Here is a 20,522-nt window from a genome sequence, read left to right as displayed (position 1 = left end):
TCCTGACACTAATGGTAATGATAACCCTTATCACTTCAACCATGTCTTTTGAAAGGATATTCTATAAATGTGTGTTTTTTGTTCTATTTTTGCGATTATTTTGTTAACGGTTAATATTAACACAATGTAATATAACACTTTTTTGCTCTTTCATTACAAAAAATAAAACTTTTAATTTTTCTTATATTTCGCACAATACGCATATAAGTTGCAATGTAAATACATGTTATATGTTATCACTGAAATTTAGAGAAAAAAGCATAAAAATGTGTTTTTACATTACAGCTTATTAGCCCTGTTCACATGCATTTTTATGCTTATCATGAAGGATAAGATAGCACCACTTAAGTGATGACCTCTTATTGGATTGTGTGCTCTTTGAACTTATTTACTGATAGTGATGGTTTGAATATATTTGTTTGTACATTCAAGCATTTGACTATTTTTTTGTTTGTTCGATTGGCTATTGAAGTTGCTAATCAACTGTAGTTGCCATACTCGGTTCGTTTTAAGATCAGCCGCTAAAATACCTTCATAGCTCACATTCTCTTTTGCGTATTTCCCTTCAAAAAAGACATGTCGGCTCTCCACATTTGGGATAGTTAATGGTTTTATCGATGTAGATATTTCATTCATACCATCTATTATCGCAATATTATCAACTATACCTTGCGCTCCTGCGTCCACATCGTAACTCATTGCATCGATCATTTTAAAATAAACCAGACGAACCTCTATCAAATCGCAAATAGGTTCTGATTTATAAACCATCATTTCTGTTGTGACATCCTGAATATTATCTGGTAATGATTTAAAATAATTTTCAGTATCTTCTCTGCTCATTGTAAATGAAGTGGGATAAACCATATTAAAGCCAGAAACAGTTTGTACTGGAATATTACTTATATCATTACTCGTTTCAGAGGTAGAATTATTATCACATCCGCTGATTAATAAACCTGCAATTAATAATACTGTGGTGTTGAATTTAGAAATAGTTAACATTATTGGTCGTCTTATCTTTTATTATGAAGATAATGATTATCATTAAAAATAAAATCCAAATAAAGAAATAATTTTATTTTCTCTCTCTATTTTTATTCTTTTGACATTATCTATAAACATAAAAAAACGCACAAAGCGAGTATTTCACTTTGTGCGTATGTCGTTTTTATTCTTTAAGAAATAACAGATGTCGTTAATCTAGAAATACATACTTGACGACCTTCATCATCAAATATTTCTATTGACCAGACTTGGTGTGAGCGTCCTAAATGAATAGCTTTGCATACACCTCTTACCTTGCCTTCTCTCGCTGAACGAATATGATTCGCATTGATTTCTAGCCCGACAATCTTCTGTTCACCTTCGGTACAAAGATAACCTGCAACAGAGCCCAATGTTTCCGCTAAAACAACAGAAGCACCACCATGCAAAAGCCCTAAAGGCTGCTTAGTACGATGATCAACAGGCATTGTTCCTTCAAGATAGTCATCACCAAGACAGGTTAATTCAATACCCAAATGGCTCATCATATTGTTTTGTCCAATATGATTAAGATACTCAATTGTCGTTTCACGTTTCCATATCATGGCATAATCTCCAAAAGTGCCTGTAGTGGGTGTTTTAACTCAATATTATCAATACGTTTTACTTGACTACGACAAGAGTAACCGGTGCTTAAACAACGCATTGTTGGTAATGTTTTTAATGCATTACCCCATGAGAGTTGATAAATGCCCAACGAGTTTTCATAATTATTTAGCTCATGTCCATAAGTACCTGCCATTCCACAACATCCAGTGCTCACAAATTCGAGTTGCTGCCCATAACGTTGGAAAATAGCCTGCCACTGTTTCATACTTTGTGGTAGTGCCGTCACTTCTGTACAGTGCCCGAAAAGATACCATTTTTCAGCATCATCACGAACGGCTATTGGCTCAGATATCAACTTACTTAGCCATTCATGAACAAGTTGAACATTAAAATCCCCACGTTTATCACCCAGTATTTCACGATATTCATCGCGATAACAAAGCACTAATGCAGGATCAACGCCCACCATAGGGATACCTAATTTTGCAACACGATTAAGCATAGTTGAGGTTTTTTGCGCTGTTTTACTAAATTGCTGTAAAAAACCCTTAATATGTTGCGCTTTACCATTAGGCGAAAACGGCAACAATACAGGTTTAAATCCAATTTTTTCAATCAGTTTAATAAAATCAGCAACCACTTTTGCATCGTAATAGCTGGTGAAGGGATCTTGTACCACCAGCACATGATGACTTCTTTGTTTTTCAGATAAACGTTCTAAGTCTTCTAGCGTCATATCTAACGCTTTATGCCCAGCCAATTGCTGTCTTAATGTCGGTGATGACAGCAAAGGTAAATCAACCATTCCTATCGTATGTTTACTTAATGATTGCACCAATGGTTGCTTCATAAAAAAGTTAAAGAATCCGGGTGCTTTCGCCATAATGGGTGTTGTTAATTCAACATTAGCAACAACATGATCTTTTAACGGACGTAAATAACGCTGGTGATAAAGTTCAGTGAATTTAGAACGAAACGATGGCACATCAATTTTAATCGGACATTGCGTTGAACAAGCCTTACAAGCCAAGCAGCCGTTCATTGCCGCTTTGACTTCATGGGAAAAGTCATATTCGCCACGTTTAGCTTTCCAAGTATTACGTGTTTTCTCAATTAAACCTCTTAAACTAGGTTTATTATTTTCAAGGCTAGACTCAAGCTGTTTTGGACTAACACCTTGCTCTGTTAATAAGCGTAGCCACTCTCTTACGAGTGCAGCTCGTCCTTTAGGTGAATGAATGCGTTGTCCGCTGATTTTCATTGAAGGACACATTGGGCTTTTAGCATCAAAGTTAAAGCAAAGTCCATTACCATTACAATCTAATGCACCTTTGAAATCTTGACGCACAGATAAAGGAATTGTGCGATCAAAAGTACCTCGTTTGATAGTATCAACCTGCTTCATGGGTTCATCGACCTCTAATGGAGGGCATATTTTCCCAGGATTCAGCCTATTTCGAGGATCGAACACCGTTTTGATTTGACGCAATTCATGATAGAGCGTTTCACCGAAAAATTCGGGGCTGTATTGCGCTCTAAAGCCTTTTCCATGTTCACCCCAAAGTAATCCACCATATTTAGCTGTTAACGTGACAATGTCGTCTGAGATGGATTTCATCAATAATTCTTGTTGTGGATCGCACATATCAAGAGCGGGTCTTACATGCAATACGCCTGCATCAACATGTCCAAACATGCCATAATTGAGCTGATGGTTGTCAAGCAATGCTCTAAATTCTGTAATATAATCAGCAAGATGTTCTGGCGGTACACAGGTGTCTTCTACAAAAGGAATTGGCTTTGCTTGCCCTTTTGCGTTACCCAATAAACCAACCGCTTTTTTACGCATAGCATAAATACGGTTAATATCCGCCAAATCTTCACAGACTTGATAACCGATAACACCGCCCTGACCCTCTTTCATTAATGAATCTAAGCGTTGGCATAATGATGCGACTTGTGAAGCGATAAGATTTTCATCATCACCCGCAAATTCAACAATATTCAGGCCTTGCATATCTTTATCAGGTATATCAGTGATCAACTCTTTAACGGAGTGCCACACAATATCTTCACGAGCGAGATTTAATACTTTGGAATCAACAGTTTCAACAGAAAGTGCATTCGCTTTAACTAAAAAAGGCGCATTACGTAATGCTGAGTCAAAGGAATCATATTTTACATTGACTAAACTGCGCTGTTTAGGAATTGGCGTAATATCAAGTGTCGCTTCAGTAATAAAAGCTAGCGTTCCTTCAGAGCCTGTTAAAATTCTTGTTAAATCAAATCGTTTCATGTCATCACTAAAGACATGACGTAAATCATACCCAGTTAAAAAGCGATTTAATTTAGGGAATTTTTCAAGAATAAGCTTTCGTTGCTCTTTGCAACGAGACAAAACGGTACGATAAACTTTACCGATTGCAGAACTCTCTTGGGCAATATTTTCTGCTAGTGCGGTATCCATAGCTCGCGTTTCAAGCAGTTCACCCCCTAACAAAACCGCTCTAACACCAAGAACGTGATCAGAGGTTTTACCATAAACCATTGAACCTTGCCCTGATGCATCGGTATTGATCATTCCTCCTAATGTAGCGCGGTTACTAGTAGATAGCTCAGGTGCAAAAAAGAAGCCGTAAGGTTTTAAAAAGAGATTAAGCTCATCTTTTATCACTCCGGCTTCCACTTTCACCCAACGTTCTTCTGGGTTTATCTCAATGATACGTTTCATATAGCGAGATAAATCGACAACAATACCCTCTGTTAAAGCCTGCCCATTAGTCCCTGTTCCTCCTCCTCTTGGGGTCAGAGACAGAGAATGAAATCGAGGTTCATCAACTAAGCGAGCAATAATAGTGACATCAGCTGTTGAGCGAGGAAAAACTACAGCCTGTGGCAATAACTGGTAAATACTATTATCTGTTGCCATAGTGAGTCTGTCAGCGTAACTGCTGGAGATATCACCGGTGAAACCGTTTTTTCGAAGGGTATCAAGAAATTCTGTTGTGAGTTCACTGACTTGCGGTGCTTGCGATATACGTGGGATCATTTGTTATAGCTCTTTAATCTAATAGTCCACATTGCTTAATTTTAGATGTTGAAATGTATACTAAGAGGTACTTTGCCTCATTTTGTACTTTCAGACCGATACCTGTTCACCTTATCATACAATTCTGGCAAATTGCGTAGTGATATAAACAACGTGATATTTGCAATGTTTATTCATCTGCTTCTAGCATTTTTATTCGTGTAGGGATTTAAAACCATGGAAAAACCGCAGATCCATACAGATATACCCAAAGTTTTATTCACTGTTCTTTTTATTTCTTTTTTTATTATCGCCAGTTTTTGGATCCTAAATCCCTTTATTGTGGGTTTCATTTGGGCTGGAATGATTGTTGTAGCAACATGGCCGTTACTTCTTATTATTGAGAAACGGGTAAAATATCGTTGGCTATCAACCATGATAATGATGATTTTGATATTACTGATCTTCGTTATCCCTATTATCTTATTAATTAGTAGTGTCATTGATAATAGCGCCCCCTTAATTGAATTAGCGAAATCACCCTCGAATATTCAGCCGCCTCAATTATTATGGCTTAACGATATCCCTATGATAGGAAGCAAGCTTTATGATACATGGCACTCTATTCTTGTCTCAGGGGGCAATGCATTAATCTCAAAAATCCAACCATATGTTGGGCAAGCTGCAAACTGGTTTTTCGCTCAAGCCTTAAATATTGGTCGATTTGCCCTACATTTGGGTGTGATGTTGTTATTTTCAGGCTTACTGTTTTTACAAGGTGAAAATGTCGTATCTTGGTTGCGCCATTTTGCTATTCGTTTAGCAGGTCAACGTGGTGATGCTGCAATCTTACTTGCATCTATGTCTATTCGCGCCGTTGCATTAGGTGTCGTTTTAACTGCCTTAATTCAGGCTATTGTTGGCGGTATCGGCCTTGCTGTATCTGGCGTACCTTATGCTACCGTATTAACCGTCATTATGTTTATTTGCTGCCTTGCTCAAATTGGCCCTTTATTAGTATTGATCCCTTCAATTTTATGGCTATTTTGGACGGGTGATACCACTTGGGGCATTGTCATGGTGATTTGGGGTGGTGCTGTTGCAACAATGGATGGTGTATTACGGCCTTATTTAATCAAGATGGGTGCTGATTTGCCTATGGTATTAATTCTCACCGGTGTTATTGGTGGGATTTTAACATTAGGTATGATTGGTTTATTTATTGGTCCTGTTGTTCTTGCTGTTGCACATAGTTTATTAAATGCATGGATTAATGAAGTACCAAAACCGAATCCTGATTTAACTGAAACAGTAGAATTTATGAATAAAAACTTTATCGAAAAAGAATAAATAATAATTGAGCATGTAAGTGTAGCTACTTACATGCTCTAAAAATAACAGAGCAAAGTTTAATAAAGATTATCAATTTAGGAATAAACCATTATATTTTTATATTAAAACTTACATTCTGAAACAAATTACATTTTTTAAACCTGTTTGTTACCAGCAAGTTATATTCAATTTTAAATAAACCAATATTCTTTTTATTGAGATAATTCTTAGAGCATAATTAACACATTTCTCTTAATATAAATATCAACGAAACAAATGTTTCATCAAATTAATAATTTCGCCGTTTATATTAATAGATTAATTGGCGGGATTAAAGAATATAAAATATTGCTGTGTGTAGTCTTTGCCTGTCAGCCCATGATAGGCTTTTTTTTTGCCTATTATTTAATAATTGTATAAAAAAAGCTCACATAATATTGTGAGCTTTTATTTATAATGATGATATTAATTCTATTGTGCTAATTTTACCCAAGTTTTAATTACGGTATCTGGGTTTAACGATAAACTATCAATTCCCTCTTCCATTAGCCATTGTGCAAAATCTTCATGATCAGAAGGTCCTTGACCACAAATACCCACATATTTTCCATTACGTTTTGCGGCTTGGATTGCCATTGATAATAATGCTTTCACTGCATCATTGCGTTCATCAAACAGTGCAGAAACCACACCTGAATCTCGGTCAAGACCTAATGTTAATTGGGTCATGTCGTTAGAGCCGATAGAAAAACCATCAAAGTGTTCTAAAAATTTATCCGCTAATAAAGCATTTGATGGAATTTCACACATCATAATGACTTTTAAGCCGTTCTCACCCCGTTTCAAACCGTTTGCCGCTAATTCGTCAATCACTTCTTCCGCTTGGCGTACAGTACGAACAAATGGGATCATTACTTCAACATTCTCTAACCCCATATCATTACGGACACGTTTTACAGCTTCACATTCAAGCGAGAAACAGCGACGGAAATCGTCAGAAACATAACGCCCTGCACCACGGAATCCTAACATTGGGTTCTCTTCATCTGGCTCATAACGGTCGCCCCCTACTAAGTTGGCATATTCGTTAGATTTAAAGTCAGATAAACGAACAATAACGCGTTTAGGCCAGAATGCCGCTGCTAATGTTGCAATCCCTTCCGTTAGTTTGCTGATGTAATACTCAACTGGAGATTCATAGCCTGCCATCATTTCATTGATTTCGGCTTTCAGCGCTTCAGTTTGGTCGTCATACTCTAATAATGCACGAGGATGCACACCAATCATGCGGTTAATAATAAATTCTAAACGCGCAAGACCAACACCATCATTTGGTAGGCCAGCAAAATCGAATGCACGATCAGGATTGCCGACGTTCATCATGATTTTGAGCCCTAATTCAGGCATATTATCGATTGCGGAGCTCTGAATAGAAAAATCCAGTTTGCCATCATAAACAAATCCTGTATCACCTTCAGCACAAGAAACTGTTACAACTTGTCCTTCAGTAATACATTCTGTTGCATCACCACAACCCACAACAGCTGGAATACCTAATTCACGAGCAATAATTGCGGCGTGACATGTTCTGCCACCACGATTAGTCACAATCGCAGAGGCTTTTTTCATGATAGGTTCCCAATCTGGATCTGTCATGTCAGTAACCAACACATCACCCGCTTCAATTCTATCCATCTCACTTAAGTTATGAATAACTTTGACGGCACCAGTACCAATACGATGACCAATAGCACGGCCTTCAATGATAACAGAGCCAGTTTCATTTAATTGATAGCGCTCCATAACTTGTTGGTTAGAACGAACCGTTTCTGGACGTGCCTGAACAATGTATAAGCGACCATTATGTCCATCTTTAGCCCATTCTATATCCATTGGACGACCATAGTGACGTTCAATCAATACAGCTTGTTTAGCTAGCTCTTGAACTTCACTATCAGTCAAAGAGAAACGATTGCGCAGTGACTCTGGTGTATCTTCGATACGGACTTGTTTACCATGTTCAACACTGTCTGCGTAAACCATTTGGATCTTTTTAGAACCAAGATTACGACGGACAATAGATGGTAGACCTTTTGCTAAAGTTGGCTTGTGTACATAGAACTCATCTGGGTTAACTGCACCCTGTACAACCATTTCACCTAAACCATAAGCTGATGTAATAAAGACAACTTGATCAAAGCCAGATTCAGTATCGATGGTAAACATCACACCTGAAGAAGCAAGATCAGAACGCACCATACGTTGAACACCCGCAGATAATGCAACACCACGGTGATCATAACCTTGGTGAACACGATAAGAGATGGCTCGATCGTTAAATAACGAAGCAAATACATGTTTGATTGCAACGAGTATGGCATCAATACCTTGAACGTTTAAAAACGTCTCTTGTTGACCTGCAAAAGAAGCATCAGGCATATCTTCTGCAGTCGCAGATGAACGAACGGCAAACGAAGCTTCAGATTCACCTTCACTTAATGTGAGATAAGCATCGCGAATATCTTTTTCAAACTGAGGCGTAAAAGGTGTATCAATTACCCACTGGCGAATTTGATTACCTGCTTGAGCTAGTTGATTAACATCATCAACATCAACACTATCAAGTAATTCATAAATACGCTGATTGATACCGCTCTGTTCCAGAAAATCATTAAACGCTTGCGCTGTGGTAGCAAACCCATTAGGAACAGAAACACCCAGTTCCGCTAGGTTTGTGATCATTTCACCGAGGGAAGCATTTTTCCCACCAACACGATCAACGTCATTCATACCTAATTGGTTATACCAAAGCACATTGCACGGGGTGAGGCTATTGCTGGACATTGAGAACAATCCTTTTTTAAACAATTATGAGAGAGAGAAAAAAAGAAAAACCCGCTGTCAAAATGACAACGTAAATAAGCGTATCACAATGTGATGCTGAATATAGAAAGGTGAATCGATCAACCAGAAAACTTTATTTTTTTATCCTTTATAATCACTAAAAATGCTTTAGATAATATTGTTTGATTTGCTAATTCAGCTAAAAAAAGGTGAGCGTTATGATATTAAGCTTGAATTCTATTAATTGTGATAATAATGAACCCATTGATAGAACAGTCTTTTTTATCTCTGATGGTACAGCGATTACGGCTGAAGTATTAGGCCATGCGGTACTTTCTCAATTTCCATTAAAAATGAAAAGTTATACATTACCTTTTGTTTCTACTGTGGAAAGAGCTGAAGAAATAAAACAGAAAATCTCTGAAATTTATAAAAAGAGTGGCGCTAAACCCCTTGTTTTTTATTCTATTATCAGCCCTGAAGTTAAACAGATAATAAATAGCAGTGAAGGTTTTTGTCAGGATATTGTGCAATCTCTCGTAATACCACTTGAAAAAGAAGTGGGGATCGAAGCATCACCAAAATTAAATAAAACTCATGGATTGACTGAAAAAAATCTTAGTAAATACGATGCTCGTATTGCCGCCATCGAATACACCCTTTCTCATGATGATGGCATATCATTACGTAATCTCGACCAAGCACAAGTGATCTTAATCGGTGTTTCTCGTTGCGGAAAAACCCCCACCAGCCTCTATTTAGCAATGCAATTTGGTATTCAAGCTGCCAACTATCCATTTACTGCGGATGATATGGATTTCTTAAAACTACCCGCGGAACTAAAAGAGTATCAGCATAAATTATTTGGCTTAACCATTGCGCCAGAACGTCTTGCTGCTATTCGTGGTGAACGTCGCGAGAATAGCCGTTATGCATCGATTCGCCAATGCAGAATTGAATTGGCTGAAGTAGAAGCACTTTTTAGAAAAAACAATATTCCTTATCTCAACACCACGAATTATTCTGTTGAAGAAATTTCAACCAAGGTAATTGATTCTATGGGATTAGCAAGAAGAATGTTTTAACCCTTTATGGCGACTTTTTTATTCGTTTTTCTCTGTGAACGCTGTTGAAATTAGCTGAATTTCGTTTATTGTGATCTTAATCACTGGGTAGACTTACCCTGTATATTTATTGAGATGAATTATGTTAAAGACAGACGAACTACGGACTAAGGTGCTAGACAGTCTGGTAACACCAGAAACCTTAGCAAAAGAGTTCCCCATTTCTGATGAGATAATCCAAAATATCACATCAGCACGTAAACGAATTGAAGCGATCCTTACCGGCGAAAACAAGCGACTATTAGTGATTGTAGGACCTTGCTCTATTCATGATCCTAAAGCTGCCAAAGAGTACGCCACTAAGCTTAATCAGCTAAAAGAACGTTATCATGACCGCTTAGAAATCGTCATGAGAACTTACTTTGAAAAACCGAGAACAGTTATTGGCTGGAAAGGTTTAATTTCTGATCCTTACCTTGATAACTCTTGCAACGTCAACGAAGGTATTCGCCTTGCAAGAAAGCTATTAATTGAAATAAATGCGTTAGGTTTACCCACTGCAACTGAATTTCTCGATATGGTCACAGGCCAATATATTGCAGATTTAATTAGTTGGGGCGCCATTGGTGCTAGAACGACTGAAAGCCAAGTTCACCGTGAAATGGCTTCTGCACTTTCTTGCCCTGTTGGCTTTAAAAATGGCACTGATGGCAATACCCGTATTGCAATTGATGCTATTCGTGCCGCTCGTGTTGGTCATACCTTCTTATCTCCAGATAAAAATGGTCGTATGACAATTTACCAAACCAGTGGTAATCCTTATGGTCATATTATTCTGCGTGGAGGTAAAAAACCGAATTATCACGCAAGCGATATTGCTGACGCGGTTGATGCACTAAAACAAGTGGATTTACCGGAGCATCTTATTATCGATTTTAGCCATGGTAACTGTGAAAAAATTCATCGTCGTCAATTAGAAGTAGCCAGAAATGTGGGTCAACAAATTAAAGATGGCTCACAAGCGATTGTTGGCGTGATGGCTGAAAGCTTTTTACAAGAAGGCTCACAAAAAGTTGTGCAAAATAAACCACTTAATTATGGACAATCTATCACCGATCCTTGTTTAAGCTGGAATGACACAGAACAACTTCTTGAATTATTAGCACAAGCCGTTGAGAGTCGATTTCAATAGCCTTATTTTTAAGGGGATAATCCTTATCCCCTTTTATCTTTTATATTCATTATCTTCCTCCTGATCCTCCCTCTTTCTGACTTTATATTCAGGTAAAATATCAGCCTATTTTATTCCATTGTTTTAAATTTCATCACCTACCTATTTATTACTCACAATATGACTTAAATTTACTTATTTACGTTAAAAAAAGCTTGTCTAAACACTTTTGTTAACGATAATGATTATCATAATGATAACGCTTATTACTCTTAGTGTATTATGAATAAAAAAGCTAATAATTTGGATAGTTCTTTAATCAGACAGAACCCTCATTCTTCAATAATTCAGTCTATTAATAGCATTGAATTATTAGGCAAAGATGGCGTGGTTTACATTCAACATAACGGAGAGTTGTATCAACTACGCCAAACTAAAGCAGGAAAACTGATCCTGACTAAATAATCTTTTTTGACAATAACGTGCAAGCCACCTATCGACTCAGCTAGGCAGCCAGCTAAATAACTCCATATACAAGGACTTTTTATGGATATTTATGGTATGTGTATGCTGAAAAAACATTTCAAATATTCAAGTATAGCAACGGCACTTTGTCTGCTGTATTCCCCTATTGCCTCTGCACACCTCGAAAATACAGGAACGGACTCCCTTACTGTTATTGGCTATAACGATAATCGATCCTCAGACTTTCACTCTGTTATTGATACTTCTTCGGCTAAAACACAAACCGCATCAACTACTGGTGAAATATTAAAAGATGTTGCTGGTGTGACGTTATCAGGAACCGGTATCACGAATGGCACGAATATTTTGATGCGAGGATACGACCAAAAAGGTATCAAGATCCTCGTTGATGGTATTTATCAACCACTAGAGAACACCATAAATAATTTAGGTGGTATCTTTCTTGATCCCTCTTTAATTCGACGTGTTGATGTAAAACATGGCTCCGCATCCACTTTGCATGGTGCAGGTGCTATGGGAGGAGTTGTCGCATTTAATACTCTTGATCCTCGCTCCATATTAGGTACGGATAAAAAATTAGGCGCAAAACTATTTAGCTCAGTTTCATCAGCAGATCGCCATTTTTCTTATGGTGGCATTATTGCAGCCAGACACGATATTGCAGAAGGTTTATTTGCGTATAGCCAACGTCAACGTGGTCCTATTCGTCTTGCTAATGGTGATAAATTAGAAAACCACGAGCATATTAAAAATTTCTTTGCAAAAGCCTATTTTTATCCAACTGAAAATCAAACACTTATTATTTCAGCTCGTCATTATGATAATTCAGGTGAACAACGAGAAGTACTGCATCGAATGGGCGGATTTGGCAAAAATGAAAGTAACCAGATGCAGCGCGACACTCAGCAAAAAAATTATGCGCTCACTCACCACTATGTTTCTGATACAAACTCATGGTTAGATTTAACCACTTATCTTTACTATTCACAGTTTGATATTAACCAAACATTTTTAACAGATACAAAGCTCACTCACACTGAATTAAAAAATAATATCCAAGGTAAAGTTGGTACATACGAGGCACGTACACAATCGACTTACGGACTTAAATTTGAAGATAGTGCCAATATCCATTGGTTTGATACATTCAATCAATCTGTGATTGTTGGCACCGAAGCTTATCAGCAGAAAATGCGGTCAAATGAACAAGCAAAAAACTTTCCTTTAGCGAAAATGAATTATATCGCAGGTTGGTTGCAAAGCTCTCTCAGTACACCATCACTCCCTCTCACACTCACAACGGGTATACGTTATCACTATTACAAAAATATACCTGGTGAAGGGCTTGATCCTTTCTTCAGTAAATTTTCGGCTAAAACATTACAAGCAGAAAAACACACATCGAGTTATCGAGGAACAACTGAAAATATCACGTTAGCCTTCACACCAACACGTTGGTTACAACTTTATTCTACCTATTCAACTGCGTTTCGTGCGCCAACTTTAAATGAAATGTTTAATGATTCATTCCATTTTAAAGCGGGTTTTTTTAATGCGCATTGGGTGCCTAATCCAAACTTAAAACCTGAAAGAAATAGCACTTGGGAATATGGCGCTGATTTCTCATTTAAACAGCTTTTATCACAACAAGATAAACTCATTTTAAAAGCCGCTTATTTTGATACTAAATCAAAGGATTACATTACTTATGGTCCTTGGCATTCAAGTTCATTTGCGGGTAAATTAAATCTCCAAGCATTTAATATTCCCAACGCAATGATTGAAGGTATTGATCTTAGTCTGCGTTATTCACACCCATTAATTTCTCTAGGCTTAAGTTATAACCGTACTCATACCCTAGAGTTAACCACACATGAAACCATTTCGCCGGTTCGCCCTGAAATACTGACGACCTTTATTCAACTTCCTGTCGCTAAAACCCCATTCTCATTAGGGTGGTCAGGAAAATTCGCTGGTACTACCGCGAATAAAGGCACACATCGCGGACAAGCGCCTCATGTGAAAGGTAAAACCACAAATCGAATGCAAGAGCTTATTACTCAATATCCGGGCTATGGTATTCACGATTTTTCAATCAGTTATCAATCGCAAAACAATAAAGATATTCAAGCCGCATTAGTGCTCGCCAATGCGTTTAATCGGGAATATTTCTCAGCATTAGGTGTGCCACAAGAAGGTAGAAATATCAAAATGTCCATCAGTTATCGCTGGTAGATGAGGAGCAATAATTTACATAACAAAGGGCTGTATTTAACAGCCCATTAAATAACGGAGATCCATCTGCATGTCTCAGTCATCCCTATTGATTAAATTCAGTTTGCTGGCAATTGCAGTTTCTTCTGCTTGTGTATCTGCACAAGAGAAGATGCAAACTAGTGAGAAAAAAAAAACAGAAGTGCTTACAGTTTATGCGACGGGTAATGAGCGAGATAGCTTTACATTACCGATGATGTCAACGGTTATAAAAAATAACAATGCGTTGTCAGAAACTGCAGGAAGTGCTTCTGAATTACTTCGCCATGTGCCTGGCATTTCAATTTCAGGCGCAGGTCGTACTAATGGTGAAACCATCAGTATGCGTGGATACAGTAAGAATGGAATACTGACACTTGTAGATGGCGTTCGCCAAGGAACAGACACCGGTCATATCGACAGTATTTTTGTTGATCCTCTGCTTATAAAACAAGTTGAAGTGATTCGAGGTCCTTCTGCTCTTTTATATGGTAGTGGTGCCCTTGGCGGTGTTATTGCTTACGATACGGTTGATGCAACCGATTTGCTTTCAAAAAACGAACAAGGTGGTGTTCGAGTTACTGGTCTTGGTAATACCGCTCAGCATAGCCAAGGTTTGGGTGTTACGGCTTTTGGTCGACATGATAACCTTGATGGACTCGTCGCATTATCAGCCCGTGATAAAGGAGATACCCGTTATGGTGGTGGTTATCGCGCTCAAAATGACGAAACCATTATTAATCTCCTTTCTAAAGGGCGCTGGCTAATTGATGATAGCAACACATTAAGTGGACAATTCCGCTATTACCATAACAATACAAATCAACCTAAAAACCCTCAGGTTCCCTCAAATCCTACACTTGCTAATGTAGAAACTGATCGCACCACGACACAAAAAGATGTTCAGTTAACCTATCAATTTGATCCTTCAGACTCACAATGGATTAATTTGAAAACACAAGCTTATTACAGTGAAGTTGATATCAATGCCAAAACGGTACAAAAAGGATTTGAAGGTCGAGAGCAAAAAACCTATGGCGTAAAACTAGAAAACCGCTCGCAAGTGGGTACATACAGCTTTGCATCACATGGATTGACTTATGGTGGCGAGGTTTATAAACAAAAACAATCACCAAGCCAAAATACAGAAAGCTTCCCACAAGCCGATATCCGTTTTATGTCCGGTTGGGTGCAAGATGAAGTCACTTTACGTGATTTACCTGTCTCCCTAATTTTAGGAACGCGTTTTGACAAATATAAGAGCCAAAACGATCGTTATGATGACATTACTGCGGATAAATGGTCATCAAAAGGAGCGATTAGTATCACACCAACTGATTGGTCAATGCTTTATACCTCTTACTCACAGGCATTTAGAGCACCAACTTTAGGTGAGATGTATAACGATGCGAAACATTTTGATGCCCCTTTCCCTGGCGCACCAACAAACTATTGGCGTCCAAATCCTAATTTAAAGCCTGAAACCAATTCAACCACTGAATATGGATTTGGTTTTCAATTCGACGACTTATTATCTAATAATGATAATCTGAAAATTAAAGCTGCCCATTTCAATACTCGCGCAAAAGATTATATTGATGCAGATGTTGCTATTTTTCAGGGATATACACAATCAACTAATATTTCAAGAGCAACTATTTGGGGATGGGATGTTTCTATGAGCTACCAATCGAAATTCTTCAATTGGGATTTAGCCTACAACCATACCAAAGGGAAAGATAATGCGACTAACGCCTCAATTACCTCAATTGAGCCAGATACATTAACCAGTCGCTTTGATGTTCCTGTACCAAGTACCGATTTTTCTGTGGGTTGGGTCAGTCAATTTACCAAAAAAACGGACTTTACCAAACATGACCGTTTTAATCGCCCAACCAATCGCCAACAAGCAGGTTATGGCGTTAATGATTTTTACCTTCGTTATGAAGGTAATGCCTCATTAAAGGGGCTAACAACCTCGTTTGTACTGAGTAACGCATTTGATAAAACTTATTACTCTTCTGCTGGTATTCCTCAAGAAGGTCGAAATGCAAAAGTACTTGTGAGTTATCAGTGGTAATTAACAATAAAATCAACGATATAATAGGAGTTTCTGTGAATAAACCTCTTTATGAGAGCTACCTGCAAGCTAAAGCGGACAAAAAAGCATCGTATGCACGAGATCTCGCTACTTACTTAAATGTCAGTGAAGCCGAACTCACTCATGCCCGTGTAGGTCACGATGTAAAGCGTCTACGCAATGATGTACAAGAATTATTAAAAGCATTAAGTAAAGTAGGTGAAGTCAAAGCGATTACTCGTAATGATATTGCAGTTCATGAGCACCTTGGTGAATACACAAATGCCCGCTTTAACGATCACGCAGGTTTAATCTTGAATCCGCGTGCAATGGATTTACGCTTTTTCTTCGCTTATTGGTCAAGTATTTTTGCACTTGCCGAAGAAACATCAAAAGGAACGCGTTATAGCATTCAATTCTTTGATATGCATGGTGATGCATTACATAAAGTCTATACGACAGATAACACGAATATGGATGAATGGGATGCACTTATTCAATCATTCTTATTGGAAGAAAATCCTGCTCTGGATATCACTCCTGTTGAACCATTCTCAAACACACCTGTTAGTAATGAATTAGCGGAACAACTCGAACAACAATGGCGTTCAATGACTGATGTTCACCAATTCTTCAAATTACTAAAAGAAAATAATTTAAGTCGTCAACAAGCATTCAAAGCTGTTCCTGATGACCTTGCTTATCAAGTTGATAACAACGCACTGAAAACCTTATTAGAGCTCGCTAAAGAAGCACAAAACGAGATCATGATATTTGTCGGTAGCCGTGGTTGTGTACAAATTTTCACAGGCCAAATTGATCGTTTAGTACCGCACCAATTTGAAAATAGCGAGCAAGTTTGGATTAACGTTTTCAATCCTGCTTTTACACTTCATTTAATTGAAAGTGAAATTGCAGAAAGTTGGGTAACACGTAAACCAACTCAAGATGGGTTTGTTACCAGCCTTGAAATCTTTGATAACAAAGGACAGCAAATTGCTCAACTCTATGGACAACGCACTGAAGGTACTGCTGAGCAACTACAGTGGCGTGAACAAGTGAATACCCTCACTAAAATCGCCTAATCGGAGAATGATTTAATGAAAAAATGGCTTCTTTTGATCCTGTGTAGTGTCATGTCATCCATCACTTCTGCCAATGAACGTATCGTTACTATTGGTGGCGATATTACAGAAATTGTTTTCGCATTAGGTGCAGGCGAGCAGATTATTGCAAGAGACAGCACCAGTTTAGTTCCTGAACAAGTGAAAACACTTCCTGATGTGGGTTATATGCGAATGTTAAATCCAGAGGGGATCTTATCTGTCAAACCAACGTTGATCATTACTAGTGAACTTGCTCGCCCTTCTTTAGCATTACGTCGTATTAAAGAGGCAGGAGTTGCTGTTAAAACGATTACAGGTACACATTCATTAGAAGCCATTAATGAAAAAATAGACACCATTGCGACTGTTTTAAATAAAGAACAAGAAGGCAATGTTCTAAAAGAGAAACTCGCCTTATCTATCAAGCAAATTTCAACCACTCCTATCGATAAGAAAATCATTTATATCATGAGTCATGGTGGTGTTGTTCCAATGGCAGCGGGTCAAGATACAGCTGCAGACACCATTATTTCACTAGTTGGTGGTAAAAATGCCATGCAAGGTTTTACAAGCTATCGTCCACTTTCTCAAGAAGGTGTTATTGCAAGCCAACCTGATATTTTGCTAGTAACCAAAGAAGGTATTAAAGGTATTGGCGGAATTGAAAAACTGTGGGAATTACCCGGCATAAAATACACACCAGCGGGTAAAAACAAGCATTATGTTGTTGTTGATGACATGGGATTATTAGGCTTTACCCTTTCAACACCAGAAGTCATGCATCAAATTCGTCAAGCGTTGGAGCAATAATGTCTCGTTTTCGTTCACCGTGGATGAGTATTTTAGTTTTACTCTTTTTACTCACCACTGTTACATTAATTTCTGTGAATAGCGGTGCATTAGCCCTTTCGTTTCATACATTATGGAATAGCTCTTTTGATGATATGGAATGGCAAATTTGGCTAGATATCCGCCTACCTCGCGTATTATTAGCCATTCTTGTGGGAGGCGCGTTAGCAATATCAGGGGCAATAATGCAGGGATTATTTAGAAACTCATTAGCTGATCCTGGTTTACTTGGTATTAGTAGCGGTGCAGCATTAATGGTTGCCATTGTGATTATTCTACCGTTCTCTTTTTCGCCAGCCTTTGCATTCTACAGTCATATCGTCGCCGCCTTTATTGGCGGTTTAATTGTGGCAATGATTATCTTCTCATTGCATCAATTGAGTGATGGTAGTTTAGCGCGATTATTGCTTGCTGGCATTGCTATCAATGCGCTATGTATGTCGTTTATTGGTGTATTAAGTTACATCAGTACCGACCAACAATTACGTCAATTCTCACTTTGGATGATGGGTTCATTAAGCCAGATTGACTGGAAAACCTTATCTATTGCTACCCTTGTGATCATTCCTGTCAGTATTTTGGCATGTTGGCAAAGCCATAAACTAAACCTATTACAACTTGGCGATGAAGAAGCGCATTACTTAGGACTAAATGTAAGAAGAACTAAATTCATTTTGTTACTTCTTAGCGCCATTTTAATTGGCTGTGCTGTCGCACTGAGCGGTGTTATTGGATTTATTGGACTTGTCGTCCCGCACCTTATCCGTATGCGTATTGGTAGTAATCATGTATGGCTATTACCTGCCACTATTTTAGGTGGTGCAACACTATTACTCGCTGCTGACACATTATCACGAACACTGGTATCTCCAGCAGAAATTCCTGTGGGGCTCATTACAGGATTAATTGGTGGTCCTTATTTCCTTTGGCTGATCTTACGACAACCCGCAGGAAGAATGTCATGATTGAGAAACAGAATACGCCATTACTCTATGGAAATAATTTAACTTACCAAATTGGCAATAAGGTGATTATTGATGATGTGTCACTTTCATTTAATGCTGGGGAGTTAGTTACCATTATTGGTCCTAATGGTGCAGGAAAATCGTCGTTATTACGCTTATTAACAGGCTATACAACACCAACACAAGGTCAATGTTATTTTAAACAAAAAAACTATTCACAATGGAATAGCCAACAATTAGCGCAAAACCGTGCCGTTATGCGACAAAATAGTCAGCTCTCATTTTCATTCTCAGTCGAAGAAGTGGTTGCCATGGGAAGAACACCTCATGGGCAGCAACACAAAAAAATTGCAATTGAAACCGCACTACTCCAAACAGATTGTTTAAAATTTAAAGATAGAGACTATCGTCAATTATCGGGAGGAGAACAACAACGAGTACAACTTGCTAGAGTGTTAGCGCAATTATGGCACCCCACACCACAAGAAGCCGTATTGTTCCTTGATGAACCGACCTCCGCGCTTGATCTTTACCACCAGCAACACAGCTTACGTTTATTAAAACAATTGGCAAAAACGCAGAATCTTATGGTGTGTTGTGTTTTGCATGATCTTAATTTAGCGTCTCTTTATGCCGATAGAATTTTATTACTACATCAAGGAAAGCTAGTTTGTGAAGGTACACCACACAGTGTACTCACAACAGAAAATATACAAAAATGGTATGGCGCAGATGTGAGTGTTAATACTCATCCAGAACATTTATATCCTCAAGTTTTTTTACGCCCCTAAAAGAACACAATCTAAATTTTTGTTACCAAGCCACCTTTTAGCATTACTTTCTAAAAGGTGGCTTAGTTAATTTATTATCAATAAACTTATCAATTGAAAATAAAATGGTGAAGGTAAGCCACATCAATTGATTAATAAATCTTATTTTTATTTTTCGACACCCAATCAAATAAATTGACTTTTAAATACACCTTAATCAATGATTAGCTTTTATTTCGCACAAAAAAACATAACAAAGCCAAAAATAGAAGGTATAACAGAAGCATTAAGTTGAAAAAATAAATCAATAAATTCAACAAAGTAAAAGTCATACAAAATAACATTTTTAATCAGAAAGATTCAGTAAACTGAACCTTACCTAAACTACATAAGCCTCACCTATCGTTGTGATAATGATTATCAATCACGAAAAGCACTTTTTGCCTACCTGTTATTTTCCCCATGCTTAAAATAGATTATAAATAACATACGTTACTATTCTATTTACTTGGGCACTGTGTCCCCACCATTTTTGTGGGAGGTTTTATGGCTGAAAATGTCGTTAATGATATTCTGAAATGGTTAGAAACCCAGTTACAACGTAACGAAGGTATAAAAATCGATACGATTGCAAATAAAAGCGGCTACTCGAAGTGGCACTTGCAACGCATCTTTAAAGATTTTAAAGGCTGCACATTAGGCGAATATGTTCGCAAACGTCGCTTATTAGAAGCAGCTAAATCATTACAAGAAAAAGATATGTCTATTTTAGATATCGCTTTAATGTATGGCTTTAGCTCTCAAGCAACATTTACTCGTATCTTTAAAAAGCATTTCAATACTACACCCGCTAAATTTAGAGAAAATGGCAAAATGCCAGACACTCATTGCTTTATGTCATGTGAAAATCACTAATCAATTTCGCATCACATTATTCTTCATGAAAAAAACCAGCTTTTTTAGCTGGTTTTTGTTTTT

At 37.8% G+C, this 20,522-nt stretch carries 15 protein-coding genes; 11 read left to right on the top strand and 4 right to left on the bottom strand.

Annotated features, from left to right (window positions below; genetic code table 11):
• Positions 1–384 precede the first annotated feature (384 nt).
• From CBE70_RS02775 to ydiJ, 3 genes are all read right to left on the bottom strand, one after another.
• The gene (locus tag CBE70_RS02775; RefSeq protein WP_100158116.1) at positions 385–1,005 is read right to left on the bottom strand and encodes a hypothetical protein; all 621 of its coding nucleotides are present in this window, start codon (positions 1,003–1,005) and stop codon (positions 385–387) included.
• 173 nt (positions 1,006–1,178) lie between these two features.
• Positions 1,179–1,592: a 1,4-dihydroxy-2-naphthoyl-CoA hydrolase gene (gene menI, locus CBE70_RS02770; RefSeq protein WP_100158115.1), complete on the bottom strand. Its 414-nt coding sequence runs from the start codon at positions 1,590–1,592 to the stop codon at positions 1,179–1,181.
• The gene (ydiJ, locus tag CBE70_RS02765; RefSeq protein ID WP_100158114.1) at positions 1,589–4,645 is read right to left on the bottom strand and encodes a D-2-hydroxyglutarate dehydrogenase YdiJ; all 3,057 of its coding nucleotides are present in this window, start codon (positions 4,643–4,645) and stop codon (positions 1,589–1,591) included. Before ydiJ ends, menI begins: the two co-directional genes overlap by 4 nt.
• 216 nt (positions 4,646–4,861) lie before the next feature.
• Between ydiJ and ydiK the strand changes: the two genes are divergently transcribed.
• Positions 4,862–5,974, top strand: a complete 1,113-nt coding sequence (gene ydiK, locus CBE70_RS02760) for an AI-2E family transporter YdiK (RefSeq protein ID WP_023582359.1) — start codon at positions 4,862–4,864, stop codon at positions 5,972–5,974.
• 453 nt (positions 5,975–6,427) lie between these two features.
• Here the strand turns inward: ydiK and ppsA are convergent, their stop codons facing one another.
• Positions 6,428–8,800: a phosphoenolpyruvate synthase gene (gene ppsA / locus CBE70_RS02755; protein WP_100158113.1), complete on the bottom strand. Its 2,373-nt coding sequence runs from the start codon at positions 8,798–8,800 to the stop codon at positions 6,428–6,430.
• A gap of 218 nt (positions 8,801–9,018) precedes the next feature.
• Here ppsA and ppsR point away from each other — a divergent pair, with 218 nt between their 5' ends.
• The 10 genes from ppsR to CBE70_RS02705 all read left to right on the top strand — a co-directional run bounded on the left by ppsR (position 9,019) and on the right by CBE70_RS02705 (position 20,459).
• Positions 9,019–9,885, top strand: coding sequence for a posphoenolpyruvate synthetase regulatory kinase/phosphorylase PpsR (gene ppsR, locus CBE70_RS02750; protein ID WP_100158112.1), 867 nt, complete (start codon positions 9,019–9,021; stop codon positions 9,883–9,885).
• A gap of 121 nt (positions 9,886–10,006) precedes the next feature.
• Positions 10,007–11,056: a 3-deoxy-7-phosphoheptulonate synthase gene (locus tag CBE70_RS02745; protein WP_100158111.1), complete on the top strand. Its 1,050-nt coding sequence runs from the start codon at positions 10,007–10,009 to the stop codon at positions 11,054–11,056.
• Positions 11,057–11,338: 282 nt separating this feature from the next.
• On the top strand, positions 11,339–11,500 hold the full coding sequence (gene hemP / locus CBE70_RS02740; protein ID WP_408633990.1) for a hemin uptake protein HemP: 162 nt from the start codon (positions 11,339–11,341) through the stop codon (positions 11,498–11,500).
• An 81-nt stretch (positions 11,501–11,581) separates the two neighbouring features.
• Positions 11,582–13,756 carry a TonB-dependent receptor domain-containing protein gene (locus tag CBE70_RS02735; RefSeq protein ID WP_100158109.1) on the top strand — a complete coding sequence of 725 codons (2,175 nt, stop codon included), beginning with the start codon at positions 11,582–11,584 and terminating at the stop codon, positions 13,754–13,756.
• 151 nt (positions 13,757–13,907) lie between these two features.
• Entirely contained in the window at positions 13,908–15,854 is a 1,947-nt protein-coding gene (locus CBE70_RS02730) for a TonB-dependent hemoglobin/transferrin/lactoferrin family receptor (protein ID WP_408633996.1), read from the top strand.
• 35 nt (positions 15,855–15,889) lie between these two features.
• Entirely contained in the window at positions 15,890–16,939 is a 1,050-nt protein-coding gene (locus CBE70_RS02725) for a hemin-degrading factor (RefSeq protein WP_100158107.1), read from the top strand.
• A gap of 15 nt (positions 16,940–16,954) precedes the next feature.
• A complete protein-coding gene (locus tag CBE70_RS02720) occupies positions 16,955–17,770 on the top strand; it encodes a heme/hemin ABC transporter substrate-binding protein (protein ID WP_100158106.1) in 816 nt (271 codons plus the stop codon).
• Positions 17,770–18,774 carry a FecCD family ABC transporter permease gene (locus CBE70_RS02715; protein WP_100158105.1) on the top strand — a complete coding sequence of 335 codons (1,005 nt, stop codon included), beginning with the start codon at positions 17,770–17,772 and terminating at the stop codon, positions 18,772–18,774. Before CBE70_RS02720 ends, CBE70_RS02715 begins: the two co-directional genes overlap by 1 nt.
• Positions 18,771–19,565, top strand: a complete 795-nt coding sequence (locus tag CBE70_RS02710; RefSeq protein ID WP_100158104.1) for a heme ABC transporter ATP-binding protein — start codon at positions 18,771–18,773, stop codon at positions 19,563–19,565. Before CBE70_RS02715 ends, CBE70_RS02710 begins: the two co-directional genes overlap by 4 nt.
• A gap of 525 nt (positions 19,566–20,090) precedes the next feature.
• Complete coding sequence (locus tag CBE70_RS02705; protein WP_069369334.1) at positions 20,091–20,459, top strand: helix-turn-helix domain-containing protein; 369 nt, start codon at positions 20,091–20,093, stop codon at positions 20,457–20,459.
• The last annotated feature ends 63 nt before the right edge of the window (positions 20,460–20,522 follow it).

Source organism: Proteus columbae, from assembly GCF_002777965.1.
GTDB lineage: Bacteria > Pseudomonadota > Gammaproteobacteria > Enterobacterales > Enterobacteriaceae > Proteus > Proteus columbae.
Note: the sequence above shows the minus strand (reverse complement) of the source record. Positions and strands in the feature narration are given on the sequence as shown.

Bases quoted from the DNA above. Each gene is read 5' to 3' on its own strand.
- CBE70_RS02775 (WP_100158116.1), bottom strand. From the start codon at position 1,005: ATGTTAACTATTTCTAAATTCAACACCACAGTATTATTAATTGCAGGT.
- menI (WP_100158115.1), bottom strand. From the start codon at position 1,592: ATGATATGGAAACGTGAAACGACAATTGAGTATCTTAATCATATTGGA.
- ppsR (WP_100158112.1), top strand. From the start codon at position 9,019: ATGATATTAAGCTTGAATTCTATTAATTGTGATAATAATGAACCCATT.
- CBE70_RS02715 (WP_100158105.1), top strand. From the start codon at position 17,770: ATGTCTCGTTTTCGTTCACCGTGGATGAGTATTTTAGTTTTACTCTTT.
- CBE70_RS02735 (WP_100158109.1), top strand. From the start codon at position 11,582: ATGGATATTTATGGTATGTGTATGCTGAAAAAACATTTCAAATATTCA.
- CBE70_RS02720 (WP_100158106.1), top strand. From the start codon at position 16,955: ATGAAAAAATGGCTTCTTTTGATCCTGTGTAGTGTCATGTCATCCATC.
- ppsA (WP_100158113.1), bottom strand. From the start codon at position 8,800: ATGTCCAGCAATAGCCTCACCCCGTGCAATGTGCTTTGGTATAACCAA.
- ydiK (WP_023582359.1), top strand. From the start codon at position 4,862: ATGGAAAAACCGCAGATCCATACAGATATACCCAAAGTTTTATTCACT.
- CBE70_RS02745 (WP_100158111.1), top strand. From the start codon at position 10,007: ATGTTAAAGACAGACGAACTACGGACTAAGGTGCTAGACAGTCTGGTA.
- CBE70_RS02730 (WP_408633996.1), top strand. From the start codon at position 13,908: ATGCAAACTAGTGAGAAAAAAAAAACAGAAGTGCTTACAGTTTATGCG.
- CBE70_RS02705 (WP_069369334.1), top strand. From the start codon at position 20,091: ATGGCTGAAAATGTCGTTAATGATATTCTGAAATGGTTAGAAACCCAG.
- ydiJ (WP_100158114.1), bottom strand. From the start codon at position 4,645: ATGATCCCACGTATATCGCAAGCACCGCAAGTCAGTGAACTCACAACA.
- CBE70_RS02710 (WP_100158104.1), top strand. From the start codon at position 18,771: ATGATTGAGAAACAGAATACGCCATTACTCTATGGAAATAATTTAACT.